This is a genomic window from Micromonospora sp. DH13 (assembly GCF_020873825.1).
In the GTDB taxonomy this organism is placed as follows: Bacteria; Actinomycetota; Actinomycetes; order Mycobacteriales; family Micromonosporaceae; genus Micromonospora; species Micromonospora haikouensis.
On sequence record NZ_JAHWGR010000025.1, the window covers coordinates 46050 to 72692 of the forward strand.

Here is a 26643-nt window from a genome sequence, read left to right on the forward strand (position 1 = left end):
GTTGGCCAATGTCTATTGGTGACCGCCCGGTATCCGGTCGGTGACCCCGTCGTAACCGTCCGGTATCCGGTCAGTCGCCGGGTGGAAGCAGGTCCGACGCGTACGTGGGCCGACCCGTCACGGCGTCGCGGACCTTGTCCACCACCCCCACCGCCGGCTCGACGATCCGGTTCCACGGCGGGCTCGCCGGCGTCCCCGGGTGCGGCCGGGTCGGCGCGGCCTCCTCGGCGATCTCCCACCGGTTGCCCAGCCGGATCAGCTCGGCGGCGGTGGCCACCTCGCGCAGCGACGCCAGCAGCGCCGCCGTCCCGGCGACGTGCCGGCGCACCCGGTCGGCCACGTCGGTCAACGCCGGATCCGCCGGCCCGGCCAGCGCCTTCAGGGCGGCCAGCAGCTCGGCCGCCGCCCCGACCTCCCGGTCGACCGCCGCGGCCGCCCCGGGCACCGCCGCCCGGACGGCGGGGAACAAGTACTGTTCCTCCGCCGACAGATGCCGCGACACCACGGCGGTCAGCACCTCGACGACCTCGGCGAGCCGCTGCGGCGCGGCGTCCGGGCCGGTGACCCGGTCGACCAGGTCGAGCAGCTGCCGGTGCTCGCGCTCGACGAGGTCGACCACGCTCGGGCCGCCGGGTCGGTAACCCTCCTCGGGTACGGGCGGCAGCGGCGGCAGGGGAACGGTCATGGTGCCCTCCTCGGCGGGCGGGCGCGCGCTGCGAGGAGGAGGCGGCCCGGTGAGCGGTGCGGGACGGCAGCGGCGGTACCCAGACCGCGTACCGCCGAAACGGAGGGCCCGCGCGACCAGGCCGCCCGGGGCGCCGGCGGCGGTGTCGGGCGGCCGGGGGAGCTGCCCGACCGGCGCGGCTGGTATGAAGAACCGATGACGAGCGACGCCGCCTCCGCCCCGCCCGACCCCACCGCCGAGGTCGTCGACCTCTGCCGCGACCTGCTGCGCATCGACACCACCAACACCGGGGACAACGCCACCAGCGCGGGCGAGCGCGTCGCCGCCGAGTACGTCGCCGAGAAACTCGCCGAGGTGGGCGTCGAGTCCCGCATCCACGAGTCCGCCCCCGGCCGGGCCAACCTCGTCGCCCGCATCCCCGGCGCCGACCCCGGCCGGGACGCCCTGCTCGTCCACGGCCACCTCGACGTCGTCCCCGCCGACGCCGACGAGTGGTCGGTGCACCCGTTCTCCGGCGAGCTGCGCGACGGCTACCTGTGGGGCCGGGGCGCGATCGACATGAAGGACTTCGACGCCATGGTGCTGGCCGTGGTGCGGAACTGGCAACGCACCGGCGTCCGGCCCGCCCGCGACATCGTGCTGGCGTTCACCGCCGACGAGGAGGCCGGCAGCGACTACGGGGCGCACTACCTCGTCCAGCACCACCGCGACGCCTTCGACGGCTGCACCGAGGCCATCGGCGAGGTCGGCGGCTTCTCCTACACCGTCGACGACTCCCAGCGGCTCTACCTCATCGAGACCGCCGAGAAGGGCATCGACTGGCTGCGGCTGCACGCCAAGGGCCGCCCCGGCCACGGCTCGATGGTGCACGACGACAACGCCGTCACCGCGCTCGCCGAGGCCGTCGCCCGCATCGGCCGGCACCGCTTCCCCGTGGTCGTCACCGACACCGTGCGGGCCTTCCTGGAGGAGGTCTCCGACCTGCTCGGCGTCGAACTCGACCCCGAGGACCCGGAGACGGCCATCGCCAAGCTCGGCCCCATCGCCAACATCATCGGCGCGACCATCCGCAACACCGCCAACCCGACCCGGCTCGCCGCCGGCTACAAGGACAACGTCATCCCCGGCCGGGCCACCGCCACCATCGACTGCCGCAGCCTGCCCGGCCAGTCCGAGCTCCTCGAACAGCAGCTGCGCGAGCTGGTCGGCCCCGACATCGCCATCGAGTACGTCCACCGCCAGCCCGCCCTGGAGACCACCTTCGACGGCGACCTCGTCGAGGCCATGTCGGCGGCGCTGCGGGCGGAGGACCCGGGCGCCCGGCCCGTGCCCTACATGCTCTCCGGCGGCACCGACGCCAAGGCGTTCTCGCAGCTCGGCATCCGCTGTTTCGGCTTCGCCCCGCTGCGGCTGCCGCCCGACCTCAACTTCTCCGGCCTGTTCCACGGCATCGACGAGCGGGTGCCGGTGGACGGACTACAGTTCGGCGTGCGGGTTCTCGACCGCTTCCTCCGGAATTGCTGACCGTGTCCGCCGCCCCATCCCGCCCGGCACGGATCGTCCCCCATCGCGAAGGGAACGCACATGACCGACCAGCACGGTGAGCTGGACGCCGCCCTGGAGCGGGTGATCGACGCCGCCCGCCACCACCTGGCCGCCGTCCGCGCCGCACAGGGCCGCATCGACGACGACGACGTCTGGCAGGCGTACGTCGCCCTGAACAACGCCTCGTTCGCCTACGACGAGCAGTTGCTCGACGCGTTCGGCGAGGTCACACCCTGGGACGTCGAGTCCATCGACCCCGACGAGGCCGACGAGCGCTTCGGCGCGGCCGACGGCGTCGAGGCGACCGACCCGCACCCCCGGGTCATCTCGGTGCGCCAGCGCCGCGACTACCGGGTGCCCAGCGTCGCCGCGCTGATCCGGGCCGCCGAGGCCGCCCGCCGCGAGGGCACCCCCGAGGAGGACGAGGCCGCACCCGTCGAGGGCGTCGGCGAGGCGGTGCTGGAGCTGCTGCAGAGCGGCGACGGCTCGCTGTCCGCGCTGGACGTGCCGGAGCTGGAGCCGCTCGACGGGGTCGTGATGGTCAGCGAGGTCGGCACCCCCGTCGACCTGGAGTCCTTCGACGACGACGATCCGGTGGGCCCGTTCCAGCCGGCCGCCGACGACCGCCTCGTGGGCCGCCTCGACGAGCACCCGTTCCTCGACCTGACCGACGAGGAGCACGACCACGCGGGCCACGACCACGCGGGGCACCACCACTAGGCCGGGCTCGTCCCGGGGCCCGGCCAGCCGGCCGGGCCCCGGGACGCCGGGCTCGTGCCGCCCGGGTCAGTACGACAGGCCGGGCTGCGGCTGGTTCACCACGCGGCGCCGCAGCACCACCTGCCGCGTGCCGTCCCGGTACAACCGCACCCGGGCCAGCTCCCACCCGGAGAACTCCGCCTGGATCGCCAACTGCGCCGCGGCGGTCAGCCGGTCGACGTTCGAGGGCAGCCGCAGCGGCGCGTATTCGTAGTCCATGCGTTCCATGCTGCCCAGCCCGGCGGCCGTCCGCCACCCTCCGCGCCCCGCCCGGCCCAGCCCGGCAGCGCGGGGGCCTGGCCGGATCCGCTCAGCCGTCCCGCTCGGGATAGCCCACCGGCACCGCCGACACGTCGTCGAGCGCGACGATGATCTCCGCCGGCAGCGTCATCCGCTCCACCTGGAGCGCGCCGAGCAACTGCCCGACCGTCCGCGCGCCGAGGATCGGCGCCGTCACGCCCGGCCGGTCCCGGATCCACGCGAGCGCCACCTCCAGCGGCGACACGCCCAACCCCCCGGCCGCCGTGGCCACCGCCTCCACGATGCTGGAGCAGCGCGGCTCCAGGTACGTCGCCACGAACGGCTCGAAGTGCGGCGACGCCGCCCGCGAGTCCGCCGGCCGGCCGTGCCGGTACTTGCCGGTGAGCACCCCCCGCCCCAACGGCGACCAGGGCAGCACCCCCAGCCCCAGCGCCGCGCACGCCGGCAGCACCTCCCGCTCGACGCCCCGCTCCAGCAGCGAATACTCCACCTGGGCGGCCACCACCGGCGCCCGCCCCGGCCAGGCCGCCTGCCAGGCCGCCGCCCGGGCCGTCTGCCAGCCCGAGAAGTTCGACACCCCGACGTAGCGGACCCGGCCGCTGGCCACCGCGTGGTCCAGCGCCGCGAGGGTCTCCTCCAGGGGCGTGTCCGGGTCGTACCCGTGCACCTGCCACAGGTCGACGTGGTCCGTGCCGAGCCGGCGCAGCGAGGCGTCCAGGGTGCGCAGCAGATGACCCCGGGAGCCGTCCCGGCGCCGGCCGCTGCCCGGCCGCAGCCCCGCCTTCGTCGCGATCAGCAGCTCGTCGCGGGGAACCAGGCTGCCCAGCAGCGACCCGATGACCGACTCCGCGTCCCCGTCGCCGTACACGTCGGCGGTGTCCACCAGGTTGCCGCCCGCGTCGAGAAAGCTCTTGAGCTGGGCGGCCGCGTCGTCGGCGTCGGTGTCCCGGCCCCAGGTCATGGTGCCGAGCGCGAGCCGGGAAACCGCCAGCCCGCTTCGGCCGAGCGGTCGCTGTTGCATGGGTGAACCTTATTTCGAACCCGCCGCCACGGATATCCTCGCTCCCGTCAAGTTCCTGCTCGCCCTCCGGGCGACACCCTGCACCCGGCCGGGCGGCGGGTTCGGGGGTGAGCCGGTGATCGGCCGGGCCGCCCGCATTGCGTAACCTGATGCGACCTGTGGTGCGCCGATGGGGGAGGACCAGTGCGACTCGGGCTCAGTCTCGGATACCAGACGGCGTGGAGCACACCCGCCGACCATGTGGCGCTCGCCCAGGAGGCCGACCGGCTCGGCTACTCGGTGGTGTGGGCGGCGGAGGCGTACGGCTCCGACTCGCCGAGCATGCTGGCCTGGATCGCCGGCCAGACCGAACGGATCGACGTCGGCAGCGCGGTGATGCAGATCCCCGCCCGGACCCCCGCCATGACCGCCATGACGGCGGCGACCATCGACGCGCTCTCCGGCGGCCGGTTCCGGCTCGGCCTGGGCGTCTCCGGCCCCCAGGTCTCCGAGGGCTGGCACGGGGTGCGCTTCGCCAAGCCCCTCGCCCGCACCCGCGAGTACGTCGACATCGTCAAGCTCGCCATCGCCCGCAAGGAGGTCGCGTACGACGGCGAGTTCTACACCCTGCCGCTGCCCGACGGCCCCGGCAAGGCGCTGCGACTGGGCTTCCACCCGCCGCGCGAGCAGGTCCCGATCTACCTCGCCGCCGTCGGCCCGAAGAACCTTGAGCTGGCCGGCGAGATCGCCGACGGCTGGCTGGCCGTCTTCTACGCCCCGGAGTTCGCCGACGAGCAGCTCGCCGCCGTGGCCGCCGGCCGGGCGAAGGCCGGCAAGGAGCTGGCCGGCTTCGACGTCGTGCCGTCGGTGCCGGTGGTCGTCGGCGACGACGTGGCGACCTGTGCCGAGCTGGTCCGCTGGTACGCCGCCCTCTACGTCGGCGGCATGGGCAGCCGGCAGCAGAACTTCTACAACCAGCTCGCCACCCGGATGGGCTACGGCGACGCCGCCCGCGAGGTGCAGGACCTCTACCTGGCCAAGCGGCAGCGCGACGCGGCCGCCGCCGTGCCGATGGAGTTCATCGACCGCACTTCGCTGCTCGGGCCCAAGGAGCGCATCGCCGAGCGCCTGCGCGAGTACGCCGCCGCCGGCGTCACCACCCTGTCGGTGACCCTCTTCGTCGCCGACCGCGACAGCGGCGTGCAGACGCTGCGCACCGTCGCCGAGGCCCTCGAGATGTCCGGGGTCGGCGAGTGACCTGGATCGAGGCCATCGTCCTGGGCGTCGTCCAGGGGCTCACGGAGTTCCTCCCGGTCAGCTCGTCGGGGCACCTGCGGATCACCTCGGCGATCTTCTTCGGCCGGGACGCCGGCGCGTCGTTCACCGCCGTCACCCAGCTCGGCACCGAGGCGGCGGTGCTCATCTACTTCGCCAAGGACATCTGGCGGATCACCCGAACCTGGATCGTCGGGCTCTGGGACCGCTCGGTGCGTGCCAGCCTCGACTACCGGATGGGCTGGTACGTCATCGTCGGCTCGATCCCGATCGGGCTGTTCGGCTTCCTGTTCAAGGACCAGATCCGCACCGCCGGGCGCAACCTGTGGGTGGTCGCCACCACGCTGATCGTCTTCGCGTTCGTGCTGGCCTTCGCCGAGTACTGGGGGCGGCAGAGCCGCACCCTGGAGAATTTCCGGATGCGCGACGGCATCGTCATGGGCTTCGCCCAGGCGATGGCGCTGATCCCCGGCGTGTCCCGCTCCGGCGGCACGCTCACCGCCGGACTGCTGCTCAACCTCACCCGGGAGGCGGCGGCCCGGTACTCGTTCCTGCTCGCCATCCCGGCGGTCGTGATGTCCGGCATCTTCAGCGTCGGGGACGTCTTCGAGCCGTCCGCGCCGGGGACGTCCGCGCCGAGCGGGGCGCAGATGGTGGTGGCCACGCTCATCGCCTTCGTCATCGGCTACGCGGCCATCGCCTGGCTGCTGCGCTACGTCGCCCACCACACCCTCTACGTCTTCGTGCTGTACCGGGTGGCCCTGGGCACCCTCGTGCTCGCCCTCCTGATGACGGGCACCATCGCCGCCACCTAGGAGCGCATGCAAGGAAGGGCCCCTTGTTAACGCTTTCTGTATAGGAGGGGCCCCTTCCTAACACTCGGCTGCTGAGGTGAAGACGCTGCCGGCCGGGCCCCTGTTGTCGGGGCCCGGCCGGCAGCGTGTGTGTATGTGTGTGGTGTCAGCTGTTGTTCCAGTGCTGGGTGACGAGGTCGGCGGCCTGCTGTTCCCACTGGGCGTAGGCGTCGGGGTAGGCGGAGACCTGCACGGTCTGGGCGGCGTCGGTCAGGGGCATGTCCTGCCAGCCGTCGACCTGTCGGAGGCCCTTGAGGAACGCGGTGGTCGCGTACTGCGGGTCGGTGATCTGCTCCGGGGTGCCCCAGCCGCTGGAGGGGCGTTGCTGGAACAGGCCGAGGGAGTCGTGGTCGTTGCGGTCACCCAGGTGACCGAGGTTCTGCAGCTTCGACTCCTGCAGGGCGGTGCCGATGGAGATGACGGCGGCGCGTTCGTCGAGGCCGGTCTTCTTGGTGGCGGCGATGATGGCCTTGGCGTTGGCGGTCTGCTCGGCGTCGAGGTCGATGCGCGACTGCGCGCCCTGCACACCGTGCGGGATCAGCTTCCCGGCGTCGGTGGTCGTGTCGGCCTGTGCGGCGGCGACGGGCCGCGCGTCGACAGTGCCGCTGGTGGTGTGGTGGTTGAGGGGGCCGGCGGCGAGGCCGCCGGCGAACGCGAGTCCGGCGATGCCGAGGACGCTCTTACGCAGGATGGTCGTGTTCATGGGGGTGTCTCCTATCCGGGGGGTCGGCACACCCGCGCGCCGAAGGGGGCATGGCGGGGGTGTGCGAGCACCACGTCGAGGCGCCCGAACAACGAACAACGGGGGAAGAAGAGGAGGGTCGGCTGCCTTGCGGCGCCGGGTCCAGGTGTAACGACCGGCGACCGGCTGCTGCGGTCGTCCGTCAGGTGTAACGCCCCCGCCCCGGCCGGGATTCCGGCCGCAGGGTGCCGCCGGTCACCACCCCGGCCCCGGCCTGACCCGGCCCAACCCCGGCCCGCCCCACACGCACCCCGTCGGGTCGGACAATTCGCTCATTCCGGTGGAGGGGTGACGGGATGCCGGGCAGGTGGGGGTATCAACGGCGCGGGATGCCCCCACCTGCCCGACATGAAGTCGATCACCGCGCCCGGGTCGGACAAACCGCCCACACGGGTGGTGGCGTGACGGGATGCCGGGCAGGTGGGGGTGTCCCGGCGCGTTGACGCCGCCATGTCGCCGACACGGAGTCGATCAACCTATCGCCGCGTCCCGGTCCGTACCGCCTAGGGTGGGCAGCGTGGCGACTCTTCTCCTCCTGCGGCACGGCCGCACCACCGCGAACGCCGACGGCGGTCTCGCCGGACGGCAGCCCGTCGAGCTGGACGACACGGGCCGGGCCCAGGCGAGCGCGGTGGGTGAGCGGCTGCGCGGGCTGCCCCTCGCGGCGGTGGTGACCAGCCCGCTGGTCCGGTGCCGGCAGACCCTGGAACTGGCCCTGCCGCAGGCCGCGCCGACGGTGGACGAGGGGCTGATCGAGTGCGGGTACGGCAGTTGGGAGGGACAGCCGCTCAAGAAGCTCGCCAAGGAACCGCTCTGGCCGGTGGTCCAGCAGCACCCGAGCGCCGTCGTCTTCCCCGACGGGGAGGCCATGGCGGCGATGGCGGCCCGAGCTGTCGCCACGGTGCGTTCCTGGGACGCCCGGATCACCGCTGAGCACGGGCCCGAGGCGGTCTGGTTGGCGTGCAGCCACGGCGATGTGATCAAGGCCATCGTCGCGGACGCGCTCGGCGTACACCTTGATCTTTTTCAGCGCATCGTCGCGGACCCGGCGTCGGTCACGGCGATCCGGTACACGCCGCTGCGGCCCTTCCTGCTGCGGCTCAACGACACCGGCGGTGACCTGGCCGGGTTGGTGCCGCCGTCGCGCCGGCGTCGGCGGCGGGCCACGCGGCCGGCGGAGTCCGACGCGGCGGTCGGCGGAGGAGCGGGGGCCGGGCGGTGAGGCCGACGGCGGGCGTCCTCCCGGTCGGTCGGCCCGGGTGGCAGGACGGGTGCGGCGCGGGCGCGCGATTCCGGGTCGGTGGGGTGCGCGACGCTGTGGCACGCCGGATAGGGTCGTGGGTATGACCCACCAGGTGCACGCCTTCGAGCCGCCGGAGCGGTTCGTCGCCGGGACCGTCGGGGCGCCCGGGGAGCGCACGTTCTTCTTGCAGGCCCGCGGCGGAGGCCGGCTGGTCAGCGTCGCGCTGGAGAAGGTCCAGGTGTCGTTGCTCGCCGAGAAGCTGGAGGAGTTGCTCACCGAGGCGCAGCGCCGCTTCGGCGTGCAGTTGCCCGAAGCGGTGACGTCGGTGGGCGACAACGACCCGCTGGACACGCCGGTCGACGAGGAGTTCCGCGTCGGCACCCTCGGCCTGGCCTTCGACGTCGACACCGCGACCGTCGTGATCGAGGCGATCGCCGCCGGCGAGGCGGAGACCGAGGTCGAGCTGGGCGGCGACGAGGACGAGGACGACGACGATGAGGACGACGAGGAGCCGGACGAGGACCTGGACCGGCTGCGCGTCCGGTTGACCCCCGAGGCGACCCGCGAGTTCATCGAGCGGGCCCGCCGGGTGGTCAATGCCGGTCGCCCGCCCTGCCCGCTCTGCGGCCAGCCGCTGGATCCCGCCGGGCATCTCTGCCCGCGGCACAACGGTTATCACCGGTGACCTCGTCCGAACTCGAACGTCGGCAGGACGACGTGGCGACGCTACGGCTGCTCCGCGACGGTGAGCTGACCGTCGAAGGCCGCCTGGTCGACGCGTCGAACGCGACGCTGCTCGGTGCGCTCACCCTCGACGGGGTGAGCGCCCGCTGCGTCTACAAGCCGGTGCGCGGCGAGCGTCCCCTCTGGGACTTCCCGGACGGCACCCTCGCCGGCCGGGAGGTCTCGGCGTACCTGGTCTCCCGCGCCACCGGCTGGGACCTGGTCCCGCCGACGGTGCTGCGCGACGGCCCGTTCGGGCCGGGCTCCTGTCAACTGTGGATCGACGAGCCCGACGACGCCGAGCCGCTGGTCGGCTTCGTGCCGGCGGAGGCGGTGCCGCCGCGTTGGTTCCCGGTCGCGGCGGCCCGGGACGACGACGGTGCCGCGTACGCACTGGCGCACGCCGACGATCCGCGCCTGGCCCGGCTGGCGGTGCTCGACGCGGTCATCAACAACGCGGACCGCAAGGGCGGCCACGTGCTGCTCGGCGCGGACGACCGGCTCTACGGCGTCGACCACGGGGTGAGCTTCCACGTGGAGGACAAGCTGCGCACCGTGCTCTGGGGTTGGGCCGGCCGGGAGCTGCCGCCGGACGCCCTGGAGATGCTCGCCGACCTGACCGTCCGGCTCGGCGGGGAGCTGGGCGAGGAGCTGGCCGAGCACCTGACGATCCGCGAGGTCGCCGAGCTGGCGGCCCGGGTGGGCCGGCTGCGCGACGGGGGCCGGTTCCCCCAGCCGCCGCAGGACTGGCCGGCGATGCCCTGGCCGCCGATGTAGCCGTCGGTCCACGCCGCCGACGTAGCCGGGTCAGTGCGAGCCGCCGATGCAGCCGTCGGTCCGGCAGGCCCGCCAGGGCGGTCACCAGGGGCGCGAGCGGTTGTCGCGTTGGTCACCCGTGGCGTGGGTCCGGCGCGCGGGGCGGCTGGCTAGGCTGACGGTCATGGAGTCTTGGACGGGACATGAGGTGCCACGGCTGCCCGGCAGGGGCGGCCCGCTGACATTGTTCGACTCGGCGCGACGCGGTGCCCATCCCAGTCGACCTGGCGACGTGGCCACCATGTACGTCTGCGGCATCACCCCGTACGACGCCACGCACCTCGGCCACGCCGCCACCATGATCACCTTTGACCTGGTGCAGCGGATGTGGCTCGACGCCGGCCTGACGGTGCGCTACGTGCAGAACGTCACCGACATCGACGATCCGCTGCTGGAGCGGGCCGAGCGCGACGGCGAGGACTGGAAGGTCCTGGCCATGCGGGAGACCGCGCTGTTCCGCGAGGACATGGAGGCGCTGCGGATGATCCCGCCGGCGCACTACGTCGGCGCGGTCGAGTCGATCCCCGACATCGCCGACAAGGTTCTCACCCTGCTCAAGGACGGGGCCGCGTACCGGCTCGACGACGGCACCGGGGACGTCTACTTCGACATCGCCGCCGCGCCCGAGTTCGGCTACGAGTCCAACCTGTCCCGGGCCGAGATGCTGGAGATCTTCCCCGAGCGCGGGGGCGACCCGGAGCGGGCCGGCAAGCGCGACCCCCTCGATCCGCTGCTGTGGCGCGGCGCCCGCGAGGGCGAGCCGTCCTGGCCCGGCGGCGACCTCGGCCCGGGCCGGCCCGGCTGGCACATCGAGTGCGCGGTGATCGCGCTGAACCTGCTCGGCGAGTCGATCGACGTGCAGGGCGGCGGCAACGACCTGCTCTTCCCGCACCACGAGTGTTCCGCCGCGCACGCCGAGCGGCTCACCGGCCGGTCGCCGTTCGCGACCCACTACGTGCACGCCGGCATGATCGGCCTGAACGGCGAGAAGATGTCGAAGTCCAAGGGCAACCTGGTCTTCGTCTCCCGGCTGCGGGCTGACCGGGTGGATCCGATGGCGGTGCGGCTCGGGCTGATGGCCGGCCACTACCGCGCCGACCGCACCTGGACCGACGAGCTGCTCGTGGCCGCGCAGGAGCGCCTGGCCCGCTGGCGGCGGGCCGCCGCCGCGCCGTCCGGGCCGTCCGGCGACGACTTCCTGGCGGGGGTACGCGAGCGCCTCGGCGACGACCTGGACACCCCGGGCGCGCTCGCGCTCGCCGACGACTGGGCAGAGCGTGCCCTCGCCGGCGAGGGGACGGACCCCGAGGCCCCGGCCCTCTTTGCCACGACCGTCGACGCCCTCCTCGGCCTCCGCCTCTAACCCCTCACTCACCCCGTGACCCCGCCATCTCGACGATGACGCAAACCTCCTGATCACCGGGGCGGGCGGCGGGGGCGGGGGGAGTAGAGGGCACGGGGGCAGGGCCGGGTCAGCCCAGGATCAGGCCCGGGTCCGGGTCGGGGTCCGGGGTGGGGGACGGGATCTTGTATTCCTCGGTGAGCGTCGTCATCGGGCCGGGCCAGGTGGCCTGGGCGACCTCGATGGGCTTGCGCCGGGCGTCGTAGGCGACGTGCAGCAGGTGCAGCACGGGGGTGTCGGGGCGGATCTGGAGGGTCTCCGCCTCCTCCCGGCTGGGCTGGCGGGCGGTGATGGTGTCGGTGGCGGTGACGTACTGCCGGCCGGTGGCCTCCTCCGCCTCCTGGTAGAGGGGCCGGCCGAACGCCTCGCCCCGCTCCAGGGTGGTGCCGGCGGTGTCGGCCGGCAGGAACCAGGAGGCGCCCACCTCGACGGGGGAGTCCTCGGTGCGTACGAGGTGGCGGCGGCAGAGCAGCTCGGTGCCGTCGGCGACGCCGAACGCGTCGGCCACCTCGGGCGGGGCGGGGGCGCGGCCGACCGAGACGAGCTGTTGACGGTAGCGGGCGGCCAGGTCGGTGTGGTAGCCGCGGAAGCCGCCGTACCGGCCCCGGGAGAGGCGGTTGAGCCGGCGCCGGGTGCCTCTGACGTACGTACCGGAGCCGGGTTTGGTGATCAGGATGCCCTCGACCCGCAGCTGGTCGACGGCGCGCTGCACGGTCTGCTTGGCGACGCCGAACATCTCGGCGATGGCCGGGATGGACGGCAGTCGCTCGCCCGGCCCCCAGTCGCCGCGGCGCACCTGGGCCTTGAGCTGCGCGGCGATCTGCCGGTGCGGGAACTCGGCCGCACCCGGGTTGATCTGCATGGCTCCTCCTGGAGATCACAGCTAGGTTCCTAGGATGCCCTAGGGGATGTGAGCGCGCCACCCCGGACACGCGAAAGCCCCCGGACCGGTCCGGCCCGGGGGCTTTCGGAAGGAGCGTGGCTGCCCGAAGGAGCCGGCTACCAGGAGCCGGCCGTCGGGCCGGCCGAGCCGCCGCGCCGGCGCAGGTACTTCTCGAACTCCTGGGCGATCTCGTCGCCGGTCAGCGGGGTGATGCCCGCGTCGCCGACGCGTTCCTCCAGCTCGCGCACGTATTCCCCCAGCTCGGCGTCCTGCTCGGCGGCTCCGCGCACCCGCTGCTCCCACTCCGCCGCCTCCTCCGCCAGGTCGGCCATCGGCACCGGCAGGTCGAGCACCTCCTCGACCCGGTGCAGCAGCGCGAGGGTGGCCTTGGGGCAGGGCGGGTTGTTGGCGTAGTGCGGCACGTGCACCCAGAACGACACCGCGTCGACCTCGGCGCGCGTGCAGGCGTCGTGCAGCACCCCGACGATGCCCGTGGGGCCGTCGTAGCGGGTGGGGGTGAGCTGGTAGCGCCGCGCGGCCTCCGCGTCGGAGGCGCTGCCGCTGATCGGCAACGGCCGGGTGTACGGCACGTCGGCCAGCAGCGCGCCGAGCAGCACCACCCGTTCGACCTCCAGGCTGTGGCAGATCTCCAGCACCTGCTCGCAGAACGTGCGCCAGCGCATGCTCGGCTCGATGCCCCGGATCAGCACCACGTCCCGCTCGGTGCCCTCCGGGCTGGCCACCATGAACCGGGTGGTGGGCCACTCGACGCGGCGGGTCTCGCCGTCGGCCATCGTGATCGTCGGCCGGCTGACCTGGAAGTCGTAGAAGTCCTCCGGGTCCAGCTCGGTGACCTGCCGCGCCTGCCAGACCTGTTCCAGGTGCTCGACCGCCGCGGTGGAGGCGTCCGCGGCGTCGTTCCAGCCCTCGAAAGCGGCGATGGCCACGGGGGACCGCAGCACCGGCAGTCCGTCGAACTCGGTCATGCCGTCACCTCACCCTGTCGTCGGCGGGCGGTCCCGGGCTGCGGCCCGGTCGTCCGCCTGCCGGGCCCGGTGACGTCCCTGATGTCCTTCACGTCCGTCAGCCTACGTGTCGGGGCCGGATGCGGCCCGTCGGCCGCGCCGGTCCGGCCCGCGGGCTGCCGGTGCGTCGCGGCCCGCCCCCACCGCCGGATCCTCGCACTACCCTGAGTGGGGTGGGGACTTCGCTGCTGGACGTGCTGGCGGAGCGGGTTCTCGTCGCCGACGGCGCGATGGGGACGATGCTCCAGGCGGCCGAGCTGACACTGGACGACTTCGAGGGGCACGAGGGTTGCAACGAGATCCTCAACGTCACCCGCCCGGACGTCGTCCGCGGGGTGCACGACGCCTACCTCGCGGCGGGCGCGGACTGCGTCGAGACGAACACCTTCGGCGCCAACCTGGCCAACCTCGGCGAATACGGCATCGAGCACCGGATCGGGGAGCTGTCCGAGGCCGGCGCGCGGCTCGCCCGGGAGGCCGCCGACGCGTGGGGCACCCCCGAGCGGCCCCGGTTCGTGCTCGGTGCGATCGGCCCCGGCACGAAGCTGCCCACCCTCGGGCACGCCGCGTACGCGACGCTGCGCGACGCGTACCAGCAGAACGCGGCGGGCCTGCTCGCCGGTGGCGTGGACGCGTTGATCGTCGAGACCTGCCAGGACCTGCTGCAGGTGAAGGCGGCGGTGGTCGGGTCCCGGCGGGCGATGGCCGAGGCCGGGCGGCGCGTGCCGCTGATCTGCCACGTCACGGTGGAGACCACCGGCACGATGCTGCTGGGCAGCGAGATCGGCGCGGCGCTGACCGCGCTGGAGCCGCTGGGCATCGACCTGATCGGGCTGAACTGCGCGACGGGCCCGGCGGAGATGACCGAGCACCTGCGCTATCTGTCCCAGCACGCGCGGGTGCCGCTGTCGGTGATGCCGAACGCCGGCCTGCCGCAGCTCACCGCCGACGGCGCGGTCTACCCGTTGACCCCGGTGGAGCTGGCCGACGCGCTGGAGCGGTTCGTCGCCGAGTACGGGGTGTCGGTGGTCGGCGGCTGCTGCGGGACGACGCCGGAGCACATCCGGCTGGTCGCCGAGCGGCTGCGCGGGGCGCGGCCGGGTGCCCGCGAGCCGCGCGCCGAGGCCGGGGTCTCCTCGATCTACCACCATGTGCCGTTCGCGCAGGACGCCAGCGTCCTGATGGTGGGGGAGCGCACCAACGCCAACGGGTCGAAGGCGTTCCGGGAGGCGATGCTCGCCGGCGACTGGCAGGCGTGCGTGGAGATCGCCCGCAGCCAGGCCCGGGACGGCTCGCACCTGCTGGACCTGTGCGTGGACTACGTGGGCCGCGACGGCACCCGGGACATGCGGGAGCTGGCCGGGCGGTTCGCCACCGCGTCCACGCTGCCGATCATGCTGGACTCGACCGAGCCGGCGGTGATCGAGGCCGGGCTGGAGATGCTCGGCGGGCGGTGCGTGGTCAACTCGGTCAACTTCGAGGACGGCGACGGGCCGGGTTCCCGCTACGCCCGGGTGATGCCGGTCGTCGTCGAGCACGGGGCGGCGGTGGTGGCGCTGCTCATCGACGAGGAGGGGCAGGCCCGCACGGCCGAGTGGAAGGTGCGGGTCGCGCAGCGGCTGATCGAGGACCTGACCGGGCGGTGGGGGCTGCGCCGGTCCGACATCCTGATCGACGCGTTGACGTTCCCGATCGCCACCGGCCAGGAGGAGACCCGCCGCGACGGCGTCGAGACGATCGAGGCGATCCGGGAGATCGCGCGGCGCTGGCCGGGGGTCAACTTCACCCTCGGCGTGTCGAACGTGTCGTTCGGGCTGAACCCGGCGGCCCGGCAGGTGCTCAACTCGGTCTTCCTGCACGAGTGCGTGCGGGCGGGGCTGACGTCGGCGATCGTGCACGCCAGCAAGATCCTGCCGATGTCGAGGATCCCCGACGAGCAGCGGGAGGCCGCGCTGGATCTGGTGTACGACCGGCGGCGCGCCGGCTACGACCCGGTGCAGCGGTTCATCGAGGTCTTCGAGGGGGTGGACGCGTCGTCGGCGCGGGCCACCCGGGCGGAGGAGCTGGCGGCGCTGCCGCTGGACGAGCGGCTGCGGCGGCGGATCGTCGACGGCGAGCGCAACGGCCTGGAGGCCGACCTAGACGCGGCGATGGCCGGGGGCCGGTCGCCGCTGTCGATCATCAACGACCTGCTGCTGGACGGCATGCGGGTGGTCGGGGAGCTGTTCGGCTCGGGCCAGATGCAGCTTCCGTTCGTGCTGCAGTCGGCCGAGGTGATGAAGACGGCGGTGGCCTACCTGGAGCCGCACATGGAGAAGGCCGACGACGGCGGCAAGGGCCGGATCGTGCTGGCCACCGTCAAGGGCGACGTGCACGACATCGGCAAGAACCTGGTGGACATCATCCTGTCCAACAACGGCTACGAGGTGGTCAACATCGGCATCAAGCAGCCGATCTCGGCGATCCTCGACGCGGCCGAGCAGCACCGGGCCGATGCGATCGGCATGTCGGGGCTGCTGGTCAAGAGCACGGTGATCATGAAGGAGAACCTGGCCGAGATGGCCGAGCGCGGGGTGGCGCAGCGCTGGCCGGTGCTGCTCGGTGGGGCGGCGCTGACCCGGGCGTACGTGGAGGACGACCTGCGGGCGGCGTTCCCCGGTCAGGTGCACTACGCCCGGGACGCGTTCGAGGGGCTGTCGCTGATGGACCGGGTGATGACGGCCAAGCGGGGCGGCGCGCCGGTGGTGGACCCGCAGCGGGAGGCGGCCCTGGCGGCGCGGCGGCAGCGCCGGGAGCGGCAGCGGGCGACGGTCGGGCAGGCGCTGCCGGGGCTGGACGACGCGTCGGTGCGCTCGGACGTGGCGGTCGACGTGGCGGTGCCGACGCCGCCGTTCCTCGGCACGCGGGTGGTGCGGGGGGTGCCGCTGGCGGATTATGCGGCGCTGCTGGACGAGCGGGCGACGTTCCTGGGGCAGTGGGGGCTGCGGGGCGCGCGGGGCGGCAAGGGCCCGTCGTACGAGGAGCTGGTGGAGACCGAGGGGCGGCCCCGGCTGCGGTACTGGCTGGACCGGCTGACCGCCGACAAGGTCCTCGAGGCGGCCGTGGTGTACGGGTACTTCCCGGCGTACTCCGAGGGCAACGACCTGGTGGTGCTCGACGAGGACGGGCGCGCCGAGCGGGCCCGGTTCTCGTTCCCGAGGCAGCGGCAGGAGCGGCGGCTGTGCCTGGCCGACTTCTTCCGGCCGCGCGGCGACGGCCTGGACGTGGTGGCGTTGCAGCTGGTGACGGTCGGGCAGCCGATCAGCGACTACACGGCGAAGATGTTCGCCGGGAACTCCTACCGGGACTATCTGGAGGTGCACGGCCTGTCGGTGCAGCTCACCGAGGCCCTGGCGGAGTACTGGCACCGGCGGATCCGCGCGGAGCTGACGCTGCCGGGCGGCCGTACGGTGGCCGACGACGACCCGGCGGACCTGGCGGGCCTGCTGCGCACCGACTACCGCGGCTGCCGGTACGCGTTCGGCTACCCGGCCTGCCCGGACCTGGAGGACCGGGCGAAGATCGTGGACCTGCTGGGCGCGGAGCGGATCGGGGTGCAGTTGTCGGAGGAGTTCCAGCTGGTGCCGGAGCAGGCGACGGACGCGATCGTGGTGCACCACCCGGAGGCGAGCTACTTCAATGCCCGGTGACTGTCGGTGAAGTAGGGCTCGGCTGCCTCCAGCCGGGGCACCTTGACCCCCAGCCGCCGTGCCTCCGCCAGCGTGTCGCGGCAGATCGCGCGCAGCTCCTCGGGGTTGGCGTGGGCGGTCGTCACCCGGCGCATCGGCGGGAACCGGGCGAGGAGCCAGGCGACTGCCGGTGCGGCCAGCCAGACGGGCGCGGTGAACGGCAGCAGGTCGGCCCGATGCCGCCGCAGCTCGACGCCGCGGGCCTCGACCAGCGGCAGCAGCTCGCGGACGGCGAGGATCGCCTCGCGTACGTCGCCGCGCGTCATCGTGGACAGGGAACCAAGCCGCAGGCTCTGCGTGTGCAGGCCCGCGTTCTGGACGAAGTGGATCGCCAGCCAGCCCCGGAAGTCGGAGTTTTCCCGGACCCTGAGCCCCGCCGCGCGGAACAGCCCGCGTACGGCCTGCTCGCGCGCGGTTGGCGGCCGGTCGAGCGTGCCGAGGAAGACGGTGGGCAGCAGCGCCGCGCGCAGCACGCCGTCGTCGCCGAAGCCGCCACCGGCCCCGGGGAAGCCCCAGGCCACCTGCTCCGTGGGGAGATGTTCGATCGCGGTCAGCGGATCGACCCACAGGTTGTTGAAGACGAGCACCGTGGCCCCGCCGACCCGCGGCCCCAGGAAGGCTGCGGCCTCCGCGAAGTTGTAGTGCTGCACGCTGAGCACGATGAGGTCGAAGTCGTGGTCCGGCTCCAGCGACTCGCGGTAGCGTACCGGCCACTTCTCGGTGACCCGCTTCCCCCACGGCCGGCGTCGCGCGTCGAGCAGATCGAGGTCGATCGCATCCCCGTACGCCGCCGCCCGCCCCGGCCGGACGTAGAACTCGACGTGGTGCCCGGCCCGTTCCAGGGCCCACCCGTAGACCGCGCCGATCACGCCCCGGCCGAACATCAAGATCTTCACGCGCCGCCCCGTAGGCTATAATTGGAGACCATCTCCACTTCCAAAATATGGAGACGGTCTCCACTTGTCAACATGGGATCCCACGTGACCGACGCCAAGCCGCTGCGCGCCGACGCCCGCCGCAACCGCGACGCCCTGCTCGCCAAGGCGCGCGAACTCTTCGCCAACAACTGCTTCGACCTGCGCTTCGACGACTTCGCCAAGCTGGCCGGCGTGGGCACCGGCACGCTCTACCGGCACTTCCCGACCCGGGAGGCCCTGGCCGAGGCGGTCTACCGCGAAGAACTCACCGCACTGTGCGATCGCGCCCGCGCCCTGCACGCCGCCCTCCCCGCCGACGAGGCGCTGGAGTCCTTCCTGCGTGGCCTCGTCGCCCACCTGCACGCCCACCAGGGCCTCGCCCGCACTCTCGCGGCGCTCATGGCCACCCGCCCGGACACGATGGCCGAGGGCGCCCAGGCCCTGCATCAGGTCGTCGCCGACCTGCTGACCTCCGCCGCCGAGGCGGGAACCGTCCGCGACGACGTGCGCGCCGGCGCCGTCATGATCGCCCTCCAGGGCATCTGCGCGGCGTACGACCACCCGGACTTCCGCGCCGACGCGGACCAGGTCGTCACCCTCGTCCTCGCGGGCCTCCGCCACGCCGCGCCCGCGCCATGAGCGACGCCGCCCGGCACCGCCCCTGATTGACCGCGACGGGAGCGACAGTGGCGGTTGGCCGCCGACGTGAAGCTCCGCCGGGTAACACTGCGGTCAGTGCGTTCGAGTGTACCGTCCGAAATGGCCGCTGGTTGATGCCAGCGGGCATGCCGGTCAGCCCTCGACCTGGGAGTGTCGCTGATGCCCCGTCGTCCCATACCCGTCGATCCGTCGATCGGTGATCGCATCCGGATCCGTCGCGAGCTGCGCGGTTGGAGCATCCGGCATGCCGCCAGCCGTGCCGGCATCTCCCATACATCGTGGTCGCGGATCGAGCGTGGCCAGCAGCGCACCGATCGGTACATGGTGGTAGACCTTGCTGCGGCGCTGGAGTGCTCGGTGGTCGATCTGACCGGGCAGGCGTACACGCCGGCCGATCGGCAGCTCGATGCGGCGCGGATCGATGCCGAACGGGTGTGGCGGATCATGATGGACACGCCGATGGCCGGCAGGCGGGAGCTGCCAGCCACCGTCGAGCAGGTGCGCCGGGAGGCAGGGCTCGTGCGCGCCCTGTACGGGCGGTGTGACTACGCGGGTGCCCTGCGCAGGCTTGTCGACTTGGTGCCGGCGATGCATGGCCTGACCGATCGGCGGGCGGCGTTGGCGGAGATGGTGCCGGTCTACGGGGTTGCGATGGGTTCCCTGCTCAACGTCGGTTATCCGGCTCACGCGTGGCTCGCGGCGGAACGCTGTGCGGAGGCGGCGGGACTGCTGGACGATCCGGTGGCGGCAGGGGTGGCGGCGGCCAACCGGGCGCGGGTGTCGGCCTACTCCGGCGCGTACGGGCCGGCGCGGGCGTGGTGCGACGCGGCGGGTGCCGGCCTGGCGGGCAGCGGGGCGGACGGGGCCCTGGACGTGCTCGGGTTCCTGCATCTCGCGCGGGCCCATCACCTTGCCGGCCTGCGTGACCGGGCGGGCGCGGAGGAGCACCTCGCCGAGGCGGCGCGGATCGCCGCGCACACGGGGGAGACCGAGAGCTGGGATCTTGCCTGGGGCCCACGCAACGTGGCGCTGTGGCGGATGGCGTTTCAGCTCGACACGGGCCGACCGGAGGAGGCGATTCGGACGGTCGCCGGTGTGGACGTGAGCGGCCTGCCGGCGGTACGGCAGGTGTACTTCTGGCTGGACATGAGCCGGGCCGCAGAGGCGGTCGGGCGGGGCCGGGACGCGGTGCGGATGCTGCTCGCGGCGGAACGAGTCGGTCCGCAGCACGCGCGTTCGTCGACGTCGGCGCGGGAGACGGCCCGGGCGTTGCTGCGCCGGGGCGTTGCCTCGCCGGAACTGCGGGGCCTGTGTGAGCGGATGAGCATGACCGTGCAGTAGTGGTGCGTAGGCGTTCCAGCGGCCGCATGTGCTGTCCGTAGCGTTCTGATCACGGTTGCGGCTGCTTCGATCTGACTGCCGCCGTGGCCTTGAGCCGGCGCGGCGGTGGCGGTCCTTCCCGGAAACCCCGCCGCGCCCCTTCCCGAAGGGTTGCAGATGGGCGGCACGCAGCGCGATGCAGGGCCGAGCCGGGGCGAGCAGGCGGAGGCGGACGAACGGGAGGCGGCAAGACAGCGGATCCTCGCACAGGCCGAGGCCGAACGGATACCGGTCGAGGAGACGACCCGAGCGGTGCCGGACCGGCGGTGGCGTCGTGGGAAGCGGTGAGCCGGCGATAGGTCGGCGGGTGGCGCAGTGGCGGGTGCTGCGGCGGATGACGCAGCAGATGCTCGCCGATCGGTTGGGTAAGTCCAAGAGTTGGGTGGACAAGGTCGAACGTGGCGTTCGTGCCTTGGACCGGTTCTCCGTCATCCAGGACGTCGCCGAGGTGCTGCGGGTGGACGCGGCGGTCCTGCTGGGCGATGACGTGCGGCTGGCGAGGACCATCGGGACCGAGGGCGTGCGGGGGGTCCGGGCGGCGCTCGCCTGCTACGACATCCCCGCGGCCGAGCCGGACGCGCGGCCGGGGGGATCGACGGGCGAGCTGCACCGGCGGGTGGAGCACGCGTGGCTGACGTATCAGCACGCGCACTACCCACAGTTGACGCGGCTGGTACCTACCCTGCTCGCCGATGCGCGATCCGCGCACGCCACCGTCGCCGGGGGCGACGTGGCGGGTCTGCTGAGGCAGGTCTACCGGATCGTCGCCTCCCTGCTGGTGAAGCTCGGTGAGCCGGACGTGGCGTGGCTGGCGGCCGACCGGGCGACGGCCCTGTCCGCCGGTGACCCGGTGTGGGCGGCGGTGGCGGCGGTGCCGCTCGGGCAGGCGCTGCGCGCGGCGGGGCAGGGCCGGCTGGCCATGGCGGCGTCGATCACAGCCGCACACCGGATCGCGCCGAGCGTGTTGCACGACGCCCCGCCGCAGGACCTGGCGGTGTGTGGGACGTTGCTGGTCGAGGCGGCTCTCGCCGCCGCCACGTGCGGCGACCACCGCAGCGTGACGGAACTGCTCGACCAGGCCGCCGAGATCGCCGAGCGTGTCGACGGCGGCCAGGACCATCACCGCACCGGGTTCGGGGCGGCGGCGGTGCGGGTGGCGCGGGTTGCGGCGGCCGTGGAGCTGGGCGACGGCGGCGAGGCGGTCGCCCAGCACACGGAGACGGTCAGGCTGCCCGGGTGGCGGCGGCTGCCCGTCGAACACCGGGCCGCGCATCTGGTCGACGCCGCGCGGGCGTACCTCCAGGTCGGTGACCTGCTGGGGGCGGGCCGCGCCCTGGTCGAGGCGGACCGGATCGCGCCGGCCGAGGTCCGGGTGCGGCCGTTGGCGCGTACGGTGATCGCCGAGGTGGCCCGGGGCGGCCCGGCGCCGGCCGGCGTCGCGCACCTGGCCGCGGCGATCGGCCTCATTCGGTGACCGCGCCGTTCCTGTCCCTGGCCCAGATCCGCAACCGGCTCATCCTCACCGCCCGTTGGGTCCTGCGCGAGCACCGACCCGCCCCCGACGGCCGCTGCCCGATCTGCCGCACGGTGGGCTGCCCGGCGGCCGCAGCCGCCCGCGACGTCCTCCACGCGGCCACGGAGGTGCAGCTGTGGAATGCGCCGGCCCGTCCGGCCGACGACCGAGGGGTTATGCGAAACGAAAATCACTTCCGTTAAGATGGCGTCGACCTCTCGACGAAGGAGAACCCATGGCCGTACCGAAGCGGAAGATGTCGCGGTCGAACACCCGGCACCGGCGGGCGCAGTGGAAGGCGGCGGTGCCGCAGCTGACCCCCTGCCCGTGCCCGCGCAAGGAGATGGTGGTGCCGCACCGGGCCTGCGCCCACTGCGGGCTGTACAAGGGGCGTCAGGTGGCGGAGCGGCCGTGACCGGACGGCTCCCGGTGACGGTGCTGTCCGGGTTTCTCGGTGCCGGCAAGACGAGCCTGCTCAATCACGTGCTGGCCAACCGGGACGGGCTGCGGGTGGCGGTGATCGTCAACGACATGAGCGAGGTGAACGTCGACGCCGCGCTGGTCCGTGGTGGCGGCGCGTTGTCGCGGACGCAGGAGCGGCTGGTCGAGCTGACCAACGGCTGCATCTGCTGCACCCTGCGCGACGACCTGCTCGCCGAGGTGGCCCGGCTGGCCCGGCTGGGCCGCTTCGACTACCTGCTGATCGAGTCCAGCGGCATCTCCGAGCCGATGCCGGTCGCCGCGACGTTCGCCTTCGGCGTGGAGGGCGGGCAGGTGCTCGACGATCTGGCCAGGCTGGACACCACGGTCACCGTGGTCGACGCGGCGGGCCTGCTGGCCATGATCGAGGCGGGGGAGAGCCTGGAAGCGCGGGGGCTGGCCGCGTACGAGGGTGACGACCGTGGCATCGCGGATCTGCTCGTCGACCAGATCGAGTTCGCCGACGTGCTGGTGGTCAACAAGACCGACCTGGTCGGCGCGGCGGACCTGAAGGTGGTCGAGGCGCTGTTGACCCGGCTGAACCCGGCCGCCCGGCAGGTCCGTGCCGTGCACGGTCGGGTCCCGCCGGCGGAGGTGCTCGACACCGGCCGGTTCGACCTGGAGCGGGCGGAGACCGCGCCCGGCTGGGTCGCCGAACTCAACGGCGGGCACGTGCCGGAGACGGAGGAGTACGGCATCTCCAGCATCGTGTTCCGTGACCACCGGCCGTTTCACCCGCAGCGGCTGTGGCGCCTGTTCGCCGAGGGCGTGGACGGCTACGGGGTCGTGCGGTCGAAGGGCTTCCTGTGGCTGGCCAGCCGCCCCGACGTCCAGGCCTTGTGGTCGCAGGCCGGCCCGACGGGGCGGTGCGACCCGCTCGGCGTCCCGGTGGTGGCGTCGGGACAGTGGCCGCAGGACCCCGACGAGCGGGCCGAGCTGGAGTCCCGCTGGCATCCGGTCTTCGGCGACCGGCAGCAGGAACTCGTCCTCATCGGCGTGCACCTCGACGGCGACGGCCTGCGGGCGGCCCTGGCGGCCTGCCTGCTCACCGACACCGAGATCGCCGCCGGGGAGGACGCGTGGCGGGCGTTGCCCGACCCGTTCCCCCGGTGGGACCTCGGGGACCTGCCCGGCCACGCGGACCCGGTCCCGGCCTGACGAGGGCCGCCACCGGGCAGTCGGGGCTCGTCGAGCAGCAGCAGGGCGGGGTCGGACATCGCCCGGTGGCGGCGCGAGTGGGCTCACCATTCGCGCCGCCACCGGGAGGCGGGCGGCCCGGTGTTCACCCGCCCCGTGGCCCGCGGCGGGCGTACTTCTGGCGGAACTTCTCCACCCGGCCGGCGGTGTCGAGCAGGCGTTGCCTACCGGTCCAGAACGGGTGGCTCGCCGACGAGATCTGCACGTCGATGACGGGATAGGTGTTGCCGTCGTTCCACTCGACCGTCTGGTCGCTGGTGGCGGTGGAGCGGGTGAGGAAGGCGAAGTCGGCGCCCTTGTCGCGGTAGACGACGGGCCGGTACTCGGGGTGGATGCCGGGCTTCATGCGGGTCGTTCCCCTTCGGTGTCGGTGTCGGTCGGCTCCTCCGCCCCGAGGGGGAAGCAGCCGGCGAACGGGTCGGGGTAGGTGCGCCAGGCGTCCTCGCCGTCGGCGAGTTCGGCGTCGGTGAGCAGGCAGCCGGCGAGGGTGCGGTGCAGCTCGACGGGGTCGATGTCGACGCCGATGAAGACGAGGTGCTGGTGCCGGTCGCCGTAGTAGGGGTCCCAGTCCAGGGCGGCGGCGATGCGGCGCTGGTCGTCGACGTGTTCCCAGCGGTCCTCGGGCAGGCTGACCAGCCAGTGCCCGAGGGACCCCATGGCCAGGCCGCCGCCGGCGAACTCCCAGGCCACCACCGTGTCGGGCTGGCTGGCCAGCCAGAGGTGCCCGCGGGAGCGGATCACCTCGGCGTTCACGTCCTCCAGCACGTCGTGCAGGCGCTGGGGGTGGAACGGCCGGCGGGCGCGGAAGACGGCGGAGACCACCCCACAGTCGGGGTCCGGCTCGTGTGCGCCGAGGGCGTAGCCCTGCAGGCCGCGGGCGAGTATCCCCGGGGTTCCCGGACGGTGCCGACGCGTGTGGCGCAACTGGCGGGTCAACGCGCCGGCGTCGACGAGGTCGCCGTCGACGCGGAGGTGGGTCGCCCACGGGGCCATCCGCCGCAGCAGGACCGACAGCCTGCTGGTGTCGAAGGCGCCGTCCCGCGACTGTCCCCAGAGCACCAGCGTGTCGGCGTACTCGATCTGCCGCACCACGACGTCGGCGAGCGCGCGGTGGTCGTCCTCGGCGGCCTGGATGCCGAGCGTGGTGAGGTCGTCGGTGCTGGACAGGCCGTCGAGCAGGTGTTCGGCGTCGAGGACGGTCACGTAGGAGTCGACGCGGACGAGATCGGTGATCGGCTTGCCGTCGACGAGGCAGTGGGCGCAGGCGGCGGCGACGGCCTCGGGCTCCACCACCTCCGGCAACATGAGCACCAGGTCCCGGCCGGGACGGGTGCGGGCGAGGCGGGCGATGGTGGGCAGCACGTCCTCGCGAAGTGTGCAGGAGACGCAGCCGTGCCGCAGGGCGATCCGTTCGTCCTCGACGATGCCGGCGGCGGAGCGGACCACCCGACGGACGACGCCGTCGCGGATCCGGGCGAGGTCGTGCCGCACCAGCAGCAGCGACTCGTCGGCGGCGAGCAGCGTGCGGGCGACGGCGAAGGTTGCCGCCGGCCAGAACCCGGACAGGACGGTCAGCGACGGGCGGGTATCGGCGTCGGTTGGCGCGGCGTGCGGCGGGGCCTGCGGTGACGACGACATCGGACTCCTCTCGACGTAGTTGAAAACGATTGTCATTCTAAGCACACGGCGCGGCCGGGGTGTGCATCGGCCTGTGGGCCCGACGTGGTCGGGGTGCCGAGGTCGAGTCGGGGCGCGACCCGCCGTCCCGGGATCCGGGTCGGGTCCTCGCCCGGTGGCGAGTCGACGGTGGCGGCCCGGTGTGGATGCGGCCGCGCGGCTGGTGTAGAACTGAAAATCATTGTCGTTATCGTTACGGCTCCCATGAAGGAGTGAGCACCGTGTCCCGACGCTGTGACGTCACCGGCGCGAAGCCGAGCTTCGGCAACGCCGTGTCCCACTCCCACCGGCGCACCCGCCGCCGGTGGAACCCCAACCTGCAGCACCACCGCTACTGGCTTCCGTCGGAGCGGCGCTGGGTCAGCCTCACCCTGACGGCCAGGGCCCTGCGGACCGTGGACCGCAAGGGCATCGAGAAGGTCGTCGCCGAGCTGCGTAACCGGGGGGTGAAGGTCTGATGGCCCGCCAGAGCGACGTCCGTCCGATCGTGCGGCTGCGCAGCACCGCCGGCACCGGCTTCACGTACGTGACCCGCAAGAACCGTCGAAACGACCCGGACCGTCTGGTCCTGCGCAAGTACGACCCCGTCGTGCGCCGGCACGTCGAGTTCCGCGAGGCGCGCTGATGGCGAAGAAGAGCATGGTCGACCGGCAGGCGCGCCGACAGGAGCTGGTGGCCCGACACGCCCAGGCGCGAGCGGAGCTGAAGCGGCTGGTCGCCCACCCGGGGACCGACCCCGACGTACGGGCCGAGGCGGTCCGCCGGCTCAGCCGGCTTCCGCGCGACTCCAGCCCCGTGCGGCTGCGCTCCCGCGACCAGATCGACGGCCGCCCCCGCGGGGTGCTGACCCGGTTCGGGCTCTCCCGGGTGCGGTTCCGCGAGCTTGCCCTGCGCGGCGAGCTGCCCGGGGTGCGCAAGGCGTCGTGGTGAGGCCGCCACGTGCGATCCGGTGAGCGTACCGCTGGTGGTCTCGGCGGCGGGTAGGGTGCGGCCGTGACGGACCGGTGGACGTGGGACGAGTCGCTGTTCGCGGGCGCCGCCGCGCACTACGAGCGGGGCCGCCTGCCCTACGCGGCCGGATTCGTGGCGGCGCTGGCCGACGAGCTGGGTCTCGACGGGTCGGGGCGACTGCTGGACGTGGGGTGCGGCCCGGGGACGGTGACCGTGCCGCTGGCGGGCTGCTTCGCCGAGGCGGTGGGCGTGGACCCCGACGCCGGGATGCTGGCCCGGGCGCGGCTGCGGGCCGCGCGCGACGGCGTGGGCACCATCCGGTGGGTACGCGCGCGGGCCGAGGACCTGCCCGCCGGGCTGGGCGTGTTCCGGGTGGTGGTGTTCGCGCAGTCGTTCCACTGGACGGTGCAGGACGCCGTCGCCGCGACGGTGCGGGGGATGCTGCCGCCGGGCGGGGCGTTCGTGCACGTCGCCGACGCCAAGGAGCCGCTGTCGACGGAGGGGCTGCCGGATCCGGTGCCCCCGTACGAGGCGGTCGCCGAGCTGGTGCGCCGCTGGCTCGGGCCGGTGCGGCGGGCCGGTCGGGGGTTCCTGCCGGACGGGACGCCGGGCGGCGAGGAGCGGGTCCTGGCCGGGGCGGGGTTCGCGGGCCCCACGCGGCTGCGGGTGCCGTCCGGCGTGGTGGTGCGGCGGTCGGTCGACGACGTGGTGGCGTGGGTGCACTCGCGCTCGGACGGGGCCCCGCACCTGTTCGGGCCGCGGCTGGCGGAGTTCGACGCCGACCTGCGGGCCCTGCTCTCGGCGGCGTCGTCCGGGGGATGGTTCGCCGAGCGGGCGCCGGACACCGAGCTGCGGATCTGGCGTACGCCCCTGGGCTGAGGGCCGGCCAGTGGCCGGGTGACGTGCCGCCGGCCCGCGCGGGGGCCC

General features: G+C 73.5%; 28 protein-coding genes. 19 read left to right on the forward strand and 9 right to left on the reverse strand.

The window, feature by feature from the left end:
• Window positions 1–70: 70 nt before the first annotated feature.
• Window positions 71–685, reverse strand: a complete 615-nt coding sequence (locus tag LPA42_RS22415; RefSeq protein WP_077939953.1) for a hemerythrin domain-containing protein — start codon at window positions 683–685, stop codon at window positions 71–73.
• Window positions 686–880: 195 nt separating this feature from the next.
• On the opposite strand from LPA42_RS22415, the gene LPA42_RS22420 reads away from it, so the two are divergent.
• Complete coding sequence (locus LPA42_RS22420) at window positions 881–2209, forward strand: M20/M25/M40 family metallo-hydrolase (protein ID WP_077939954.1); 1329 nt, start codon at window positions 881–883, stop codon at window positions 2207–2209.
• Window positions 2210–2269: 60 nt separating this feature from the next.
• Window positions 2270–2950, forward strand: a complete 681-nt coding sequence (locus LPA42_RS22425) for a hypothetical protein (protein WP_077939955.1) — start codon at window positions 2270–2272, stop codon at window positions 2948–2950.
• A gap of 66 nt (window positions 2951–3016) precedes the next feature.
• Here the strand turns inward: LPA42_RS22425 and LPA42_RS22430 are convergent, their stop codons facing one another.
• Together LPA42_RS22430 and LPA42_RS22435 are read right to left on the reverse strand one after the other, a co-directional pair.
• On the reverse strand, window positions 3017–3208 hold the full coding sequence (locus tag LPA42_RS22430) for a DUF5703 family protein (protein WP_043969542.1): 192 nt from the start codon (window positions 3206–3208) through the stop codon (window positions 3017–3019).
• 91 nt (window positions 3209–3299) lie between these two features.
• A complete protein-coding gene (locus tag LPA42_RS22435; protein WP_043968769.1) occupies window positions 3300–4271 on the reverse strand; it encodes an aldo/keto reductase in 972 nt (323 codons plus the stop codon).
• A 183-nt stretch (window positions 4272–4454) separates the two neighbouring features.
• On the opposite strand from LPA42_RS22435, the gene LPA42_RS22440 reads away from it, so the two are divergent.
• Window positions 4455–5507, forward strand: a complete 1053-nt coding sequence (locus LPA42_RS22440) for an LLM class F420-dependent oxidoreductase (RefSeq protein WP_077939956.1) — start codon at window positions 4455–4457, stop codon at window positions 5505–5507.
• A complete protein-coding gene (locus tag LPA42_RS22445) occupies window positions 5504–6340 on the forward strand; it encodes an undecaprenyl-diphosphate phosphatase (protein WP_077939957.1) in 837 nt (278 codons plus the stop codon). Before LPA42_RS22440 ends, LPA42_RS22445 begins: the two co-directional genes overlap by 4 nt.
• A 145-nt stretch (window positions 6341–6485) precedes the next feature.
• On the opposite strand, the gene LPA42_RS22450 is transcribed toward LPA42_RS22445, so the two are convergent.
• Window positions 6486–7082, reverse strand: coding sequence for a hypothetical protein (locus LPA42_RS22450; protein ID WP_077939958.1), 597 nt, complete (start codon window positions 7080–7082; stop codon window positions 6486–6488).
• A gap of 547 nt (window positions 7083–7629) precedes the next feature.
• Between LPA42_RS22450 and LPA42_RS22455 the strand changes: the two genes are divergently transcribed.
• The 4 genes from LPA42_RS22455 to mshC all read left to right on the forward strand — a co-directional run bounded on the left by LPA42_RS22455 (window position 7630) and on the right by mshC (window position 11266).
• Window positions 7630–8343 carry a histidine phosphatase family protein gene (locus tag LPA42_RS22455; protein WP_077939959.1) on the forward strand — a complete coding sequence of 238 codons (714 nt, stop codon included), beginning with the start codon at window positions 7630–7632 and terminating at the stop codon, window positions 8341–8343.
• Between the two features lie 121 nt (window positions 8344–8464).
• Complete coding sequence (locus LPA42_RS22460; protein WP_077939960.1) at window positions 8465–9049, forward strand: DUF3090 domain-containing protein; 585 nt, start codon at window positions 8465–8467, stop codon at window positions 9047–9049.
• On the forward strand, window positions 9046–9864 hold the full coding sequence (locus LPA42_RS22465; RefSeq protein ID WP_077939961.1) for an SCO1664 family protein: 819 nt from the start codon (window positions 9046–9048) through the stop codon (window positions 9862–9864). The genes LPA42_RS22460 and LPA42_RS22465 overlap by 4 nt, the downstream gene beginning before the upstream one ends.
• 163 nt (window positions 9865–10027) lie before the next feature.
• Entirely contained in the window at window positions 10028–11266 is a 1239-nt protein-coding gene (gene mshC / locus LPA42_RS22470; protein ID WP_077939962.1) for a cysteine--1-D-myo-inosityl 2-amino-2-deoxy-alpha-D-glucopyranoside ligase, read from the forward strand.
• Window positions 11267–11375: 109 nt separating this feature from the next.
• Here the strand turns inward: mshC and LPA42_RS22475 are convergent, their stop codons facing one another.
• Both LPA42_RS22475 and LPA42_RS22480 read right to left on the reverse strand, forming a co-directional pair.
• Window positions 11376–12167 (reverse strand): GntR family transcriptional regulator, encoded by a 792-nt coding sequence (locus LPA42_RS22475; RefSeq protein WP_228986836.1) that lies wholly within the window; start codon window positions 12165–12167, stop codon window positions 11376–11378.
• 137 nt (window positions 12168–12304) lie between these two features.
• Window positions 12305–13174 carry a PAC2 family protein gene (locus LPA42_RS22480; RefSeq protein ID WP_043968784.1) on the reverse strand — a complete coding sequence of 290 codons (870 nt, stop codon included), beginning with the start codon at window positions 13172–13174 and terminating at the stop codon, window positions 12305–12307.
• Between the two features lie 212 nt (window positions 13175–13386).
• Between LPA42_RS22480 and metH the strand changes: the two genes are divergently transcribed.
• Window positions 13387–16902, forward strand: a complete 3516-nt coding sequence (metH, locus tag LPA42_RS22485; RefSeq protein ID WP_198956759.1) for a methionine synthase — start codon at window positions 13387–13389, stop codon at window positions 16900–16902.
• Here the strand turns inward: metH and LPA42_RS22490 are convergent.
• Window positions 16884–17837: a ketopantoate reductase family protein gene (locus tag LPA42_RS22490; protein WP_077939963.1), complete on the reverse strand. Its 954-nt coding sequence runs from the start codon at window positions 17835–17837 to the stop codon at window positions 16884–16886. The two genes, metH and LPA42_RS22490, sit on opposite strands and share 19 nt — an antisense overlap.
• 72 nt (window positions 17838–17909) lie before the next feature.
• Between LPA42_RS22490 and LPA42_RS22495 the strand changes: the two genes are divergently transcribed.
• From LPA42_RS22495 to LPA42_RS22520, 6 genes are all read left to right on the forward strand, one after another.
• Entirely contained in the window at window positions 17910–18497 is a 588-nt protein-coding gene (locus LPA42_RS22495; protein ID WP_228986837.1) for a TetR/AcrR family transcriptional regulator, read from the forward strand.
• Between the two features lie 213 nt (window positions 18498–18710).
• Entirely contained in the window at window positions 18711–19859 is a 1149-nt protein-coding gene (locus LPA42_RS22500; protein WP_228986842.1) for a helix-turn-helix domain-containing protein, read from the forward strand.
• A gap of 313 nt (window positions 19860–20172) precedes the next feature.
• Window positions 20173–21372 (forward strand): helix-turn-helix domain-containing protein, encoded by a 1200-nt coding sequence (locus tag LPA42_RS34200; protein ID WP_304442041.1) that lies wholly within the window; start codon window positions 20173–20175, stop codon window positions 21370–21372.
• Window positions 21369–21614, forward strand: coding sequence for a hypothetical protein (locus LPA42_RS22510; RefSeq protein WP_077939966.1), 246 nt, complete (start codon window positions 21369–21371; stop codon window positions 21612–21614). Before LPA42_RS34200 ends, LPA42_RS22510 begins: the two co-directional genes overlap by 4 nt.
• Window positions 21615–21646: 32 nt before the next feature.
• Window positions 21647–21826 carry a 50S ribosomal protein L32 gene (rpmF, locus tag LPA42_RS22515; protein WP_077939967.1) on the forward strand — a complete coding sequence of 60 codons (180 nt, stop codon included), beginning with the start codon at window positions 21647–21649 and terminating at the stop codon, window positions 21824–21826.
• The gene (locus LPA42_RS22520; RefSeq protein WP_077939968.1) at window positions 21823–23049 is read left to right on the forward strand and encodes a GTP-binding protein; all 1227 of its coding nucleotides are present in this window, start codon (window positions 21823–21825) and stop codon (window positions 23047–23049) included. The genes rpmF and LPA42_RS22520 overlap by 4 nt, the downstream gene beginning before the upstream one ends.
• Before the next feature lie 124 nt (window positions 23050–23173).
• On the opposite strand, the gene LPA42_RS22525 is transcribed toward LPA42_RS22520, so the two are convergent.
• Window positions 23174–23434, reverse strand: coding sequence for a type B 50S ribosomal protein L31 (locus LPA42_RS22525; protein WP_077939969.1), 261 nt, complete (start codon window positions 23432–23434; stop codon window positions 23174–23176).
• Complete coding sequence (locus LPA42_RS22530) at window positions 23431–24726, reverse strand: GTP-binding protein (RefSeq protein WP_077939970.1); 1296 nt, start codon at window positions 24724–24726, stop codon at window positions 23431–23433. The genes LPA42_RS22525 and LPA42_RS22530 overlap by 4 nt, the downstream gene beginning before the upstream one ends.
• A 260-nt stretch (window positions 24727–24986) precedes the next feature.
• Here LPA42_RS22530 and rpmB point away from each other — a divergent pair, with 260 nt between their 5' ends.
• The 4 genes from rpmB (at window position 24987) to LPA42_RS22550 (ending at window position 26595) form a co-directional block, all read left to right on the forward strand.
• A complete protein-coding gene (gene rpmB / locus LPA42_RS22535; protein WP_077939976.1) occupies window positions 24987–25223 on the forward strand; it encodes a 50S ribosomal protein L28 in 237 nt (78 codons plus the stop codon).
• Window positions 25223–25390 carry a 50S ribosomal protein L33 gene (gene rpmG, locus LPA42_RS22540; RefSeq protein WP_077939971.1) on the forward strand — a complete coding sequence of 56 codons (168 nt, stop codon included), beginning with the start codon at window positions 25223–25225 and terminating at the stop codon, window positions 25388–25390. Before rpmB ends, rpmG begins: the two co-directional genes overlap by 1 nt.
• Window positions 25390–25695, forward strand: coding sequence for a 30S ribosomal protein S14 (gene rpsN / locus LPA42_RS22545; RefSeq protein ID WP_077939972.1), 306 nt, complete (start codon window positions 25390–25392; stop codon window positions 25693–25695). Before rpmG ends, rpsN begins: the two co-directional genes overlap by 1 nt.
• Window positions 25696–25758: 63 nt before the next feature.
• Window positions 25759–26595 carry a class I SAM-dependent methyltransferase gene (locus tag LPA42_RS22550; protein ID WP_077939973.1) on the forward strand — a complete coding sequence of 279 codons (837 nt, stop codon included), beginning with the start codon at window positions 25759–25761 and terminating at the stop codon, window positions 26593–26595.
• Window positions 26596–26643 lie beyond the last annotated feature (48 nt).

Bases quoted from the DNA above. Each gene is read 5' to 3' on its own strand.
- LPA42_RS22530 (WP_077939970.1), bottom strand. From the start codon at position 24,726: ATGTCGTCGTCACCGCAGGCCCCGCCGCACGCCGCGCCAACCGACGCC.
- LPA42_RS22460 (WP_077939960.1), top strand. From the start codon at position 8,465: ATGACCCACCAGGTGCACGCCTTCGAGCCGCCGGAGCGGTTCGTCGCC.
- LPA42_RS22495 (WP_228986837.1), top strand. From the start codon at position 17,910: ATGGGATCCCACGTGACCGACGCCAAGCCGCTGCGCGCCGACGCCCGC.
- rpsN (WP_077939972.1), top strand. From the start codon at position 25,390: ATGGCGAAGAAGAGCATGGTCGACCGGCAGGCGCGCCGACAGGAGCTG.
- LPA42_RS22425 (WP_077939955.1), top strand. From the start codon at position 2,270: ATGACCGACCAGCACGGTGAGCTGGACGCCGCCCTGGAGCGGGTGATC.
- LPA42_RS22450 (WP_077939958.1), bottom strand. From the start codon at position 7,082: ATGAACACGACCATCCTGCGTAAGAGCGTCCTCGGCATCGCCGGACTC.
- LPA42_RS22480 (WP_043968784.1), bottom strand. From the start codon at position 13,174: ATGACCGAGTTCGACGGACTGCCGGTGCTGCGGTCCCCCGTGGCCATC.
- LPA42_RS22475 (WP_228986836.1), bottom strand. From the start codon at position 12,167: ATGCAGATCAACCCGGGTGCGGCCGAGTTCCCGCACCGGCAGATCGCC.
- LPA42_RS22430 (WP_043969542.1), bottom strand. From the start codon at position 3,208: ATGGACTACGAATACGCGCCGCTGCGGCTGCCCTCGAACGTCGACCGG.
- rpmF (WP_077939967.1), top strand. From the start codon at position 21,647: ATGGCCGTACCGAAGCGGAAGATGTCGCGGTCGAACACCCGGCACCGG.
- LPA42_RS22415 (WP_077939953.1), bottom strand. From the start codon at position 685: ATGACCGTTCCCCTGCCGCCGCTGCCGCCCGTACCCGAGGAGGGTTAC.
- rpmG (WP_077939971.1), top strand. From the start codon at position 25,223: ATGGCCCGCCAGAGCGACGTCCGTCCGATCGTGCGGCTGCGCAGCACC.
- LPA42_RS22420 (WP_077939954.1), top strand. From the start codon at position 881: ATGACGAGCGACGCCGCCTCCGCCCCGCCCGACCCCACCGCCGAGGTC.
- LPA42_RS22525 (WP_077939969.1), bottom strand. From the start codon at position 23,434: ATGAAGCCCGGCATCCACCCCGAGTACCGGCCCGTCGTCTACCGCGAC.
- mshC (WP_077939962.1), top strand. From the start codon at position 10,028: ATGGAGTCTTGGACGGGACATGAGGTGCCACGGCTGCCCGGCAGGGGC.
- LPA42_RS22435 (WP_043968769.1), bottom strand. From the start codon at position 4,271: ATGCAACAGCGACCGCTCGGCCGAAGCGGGCTGGCGGTTTCCCGGCTC.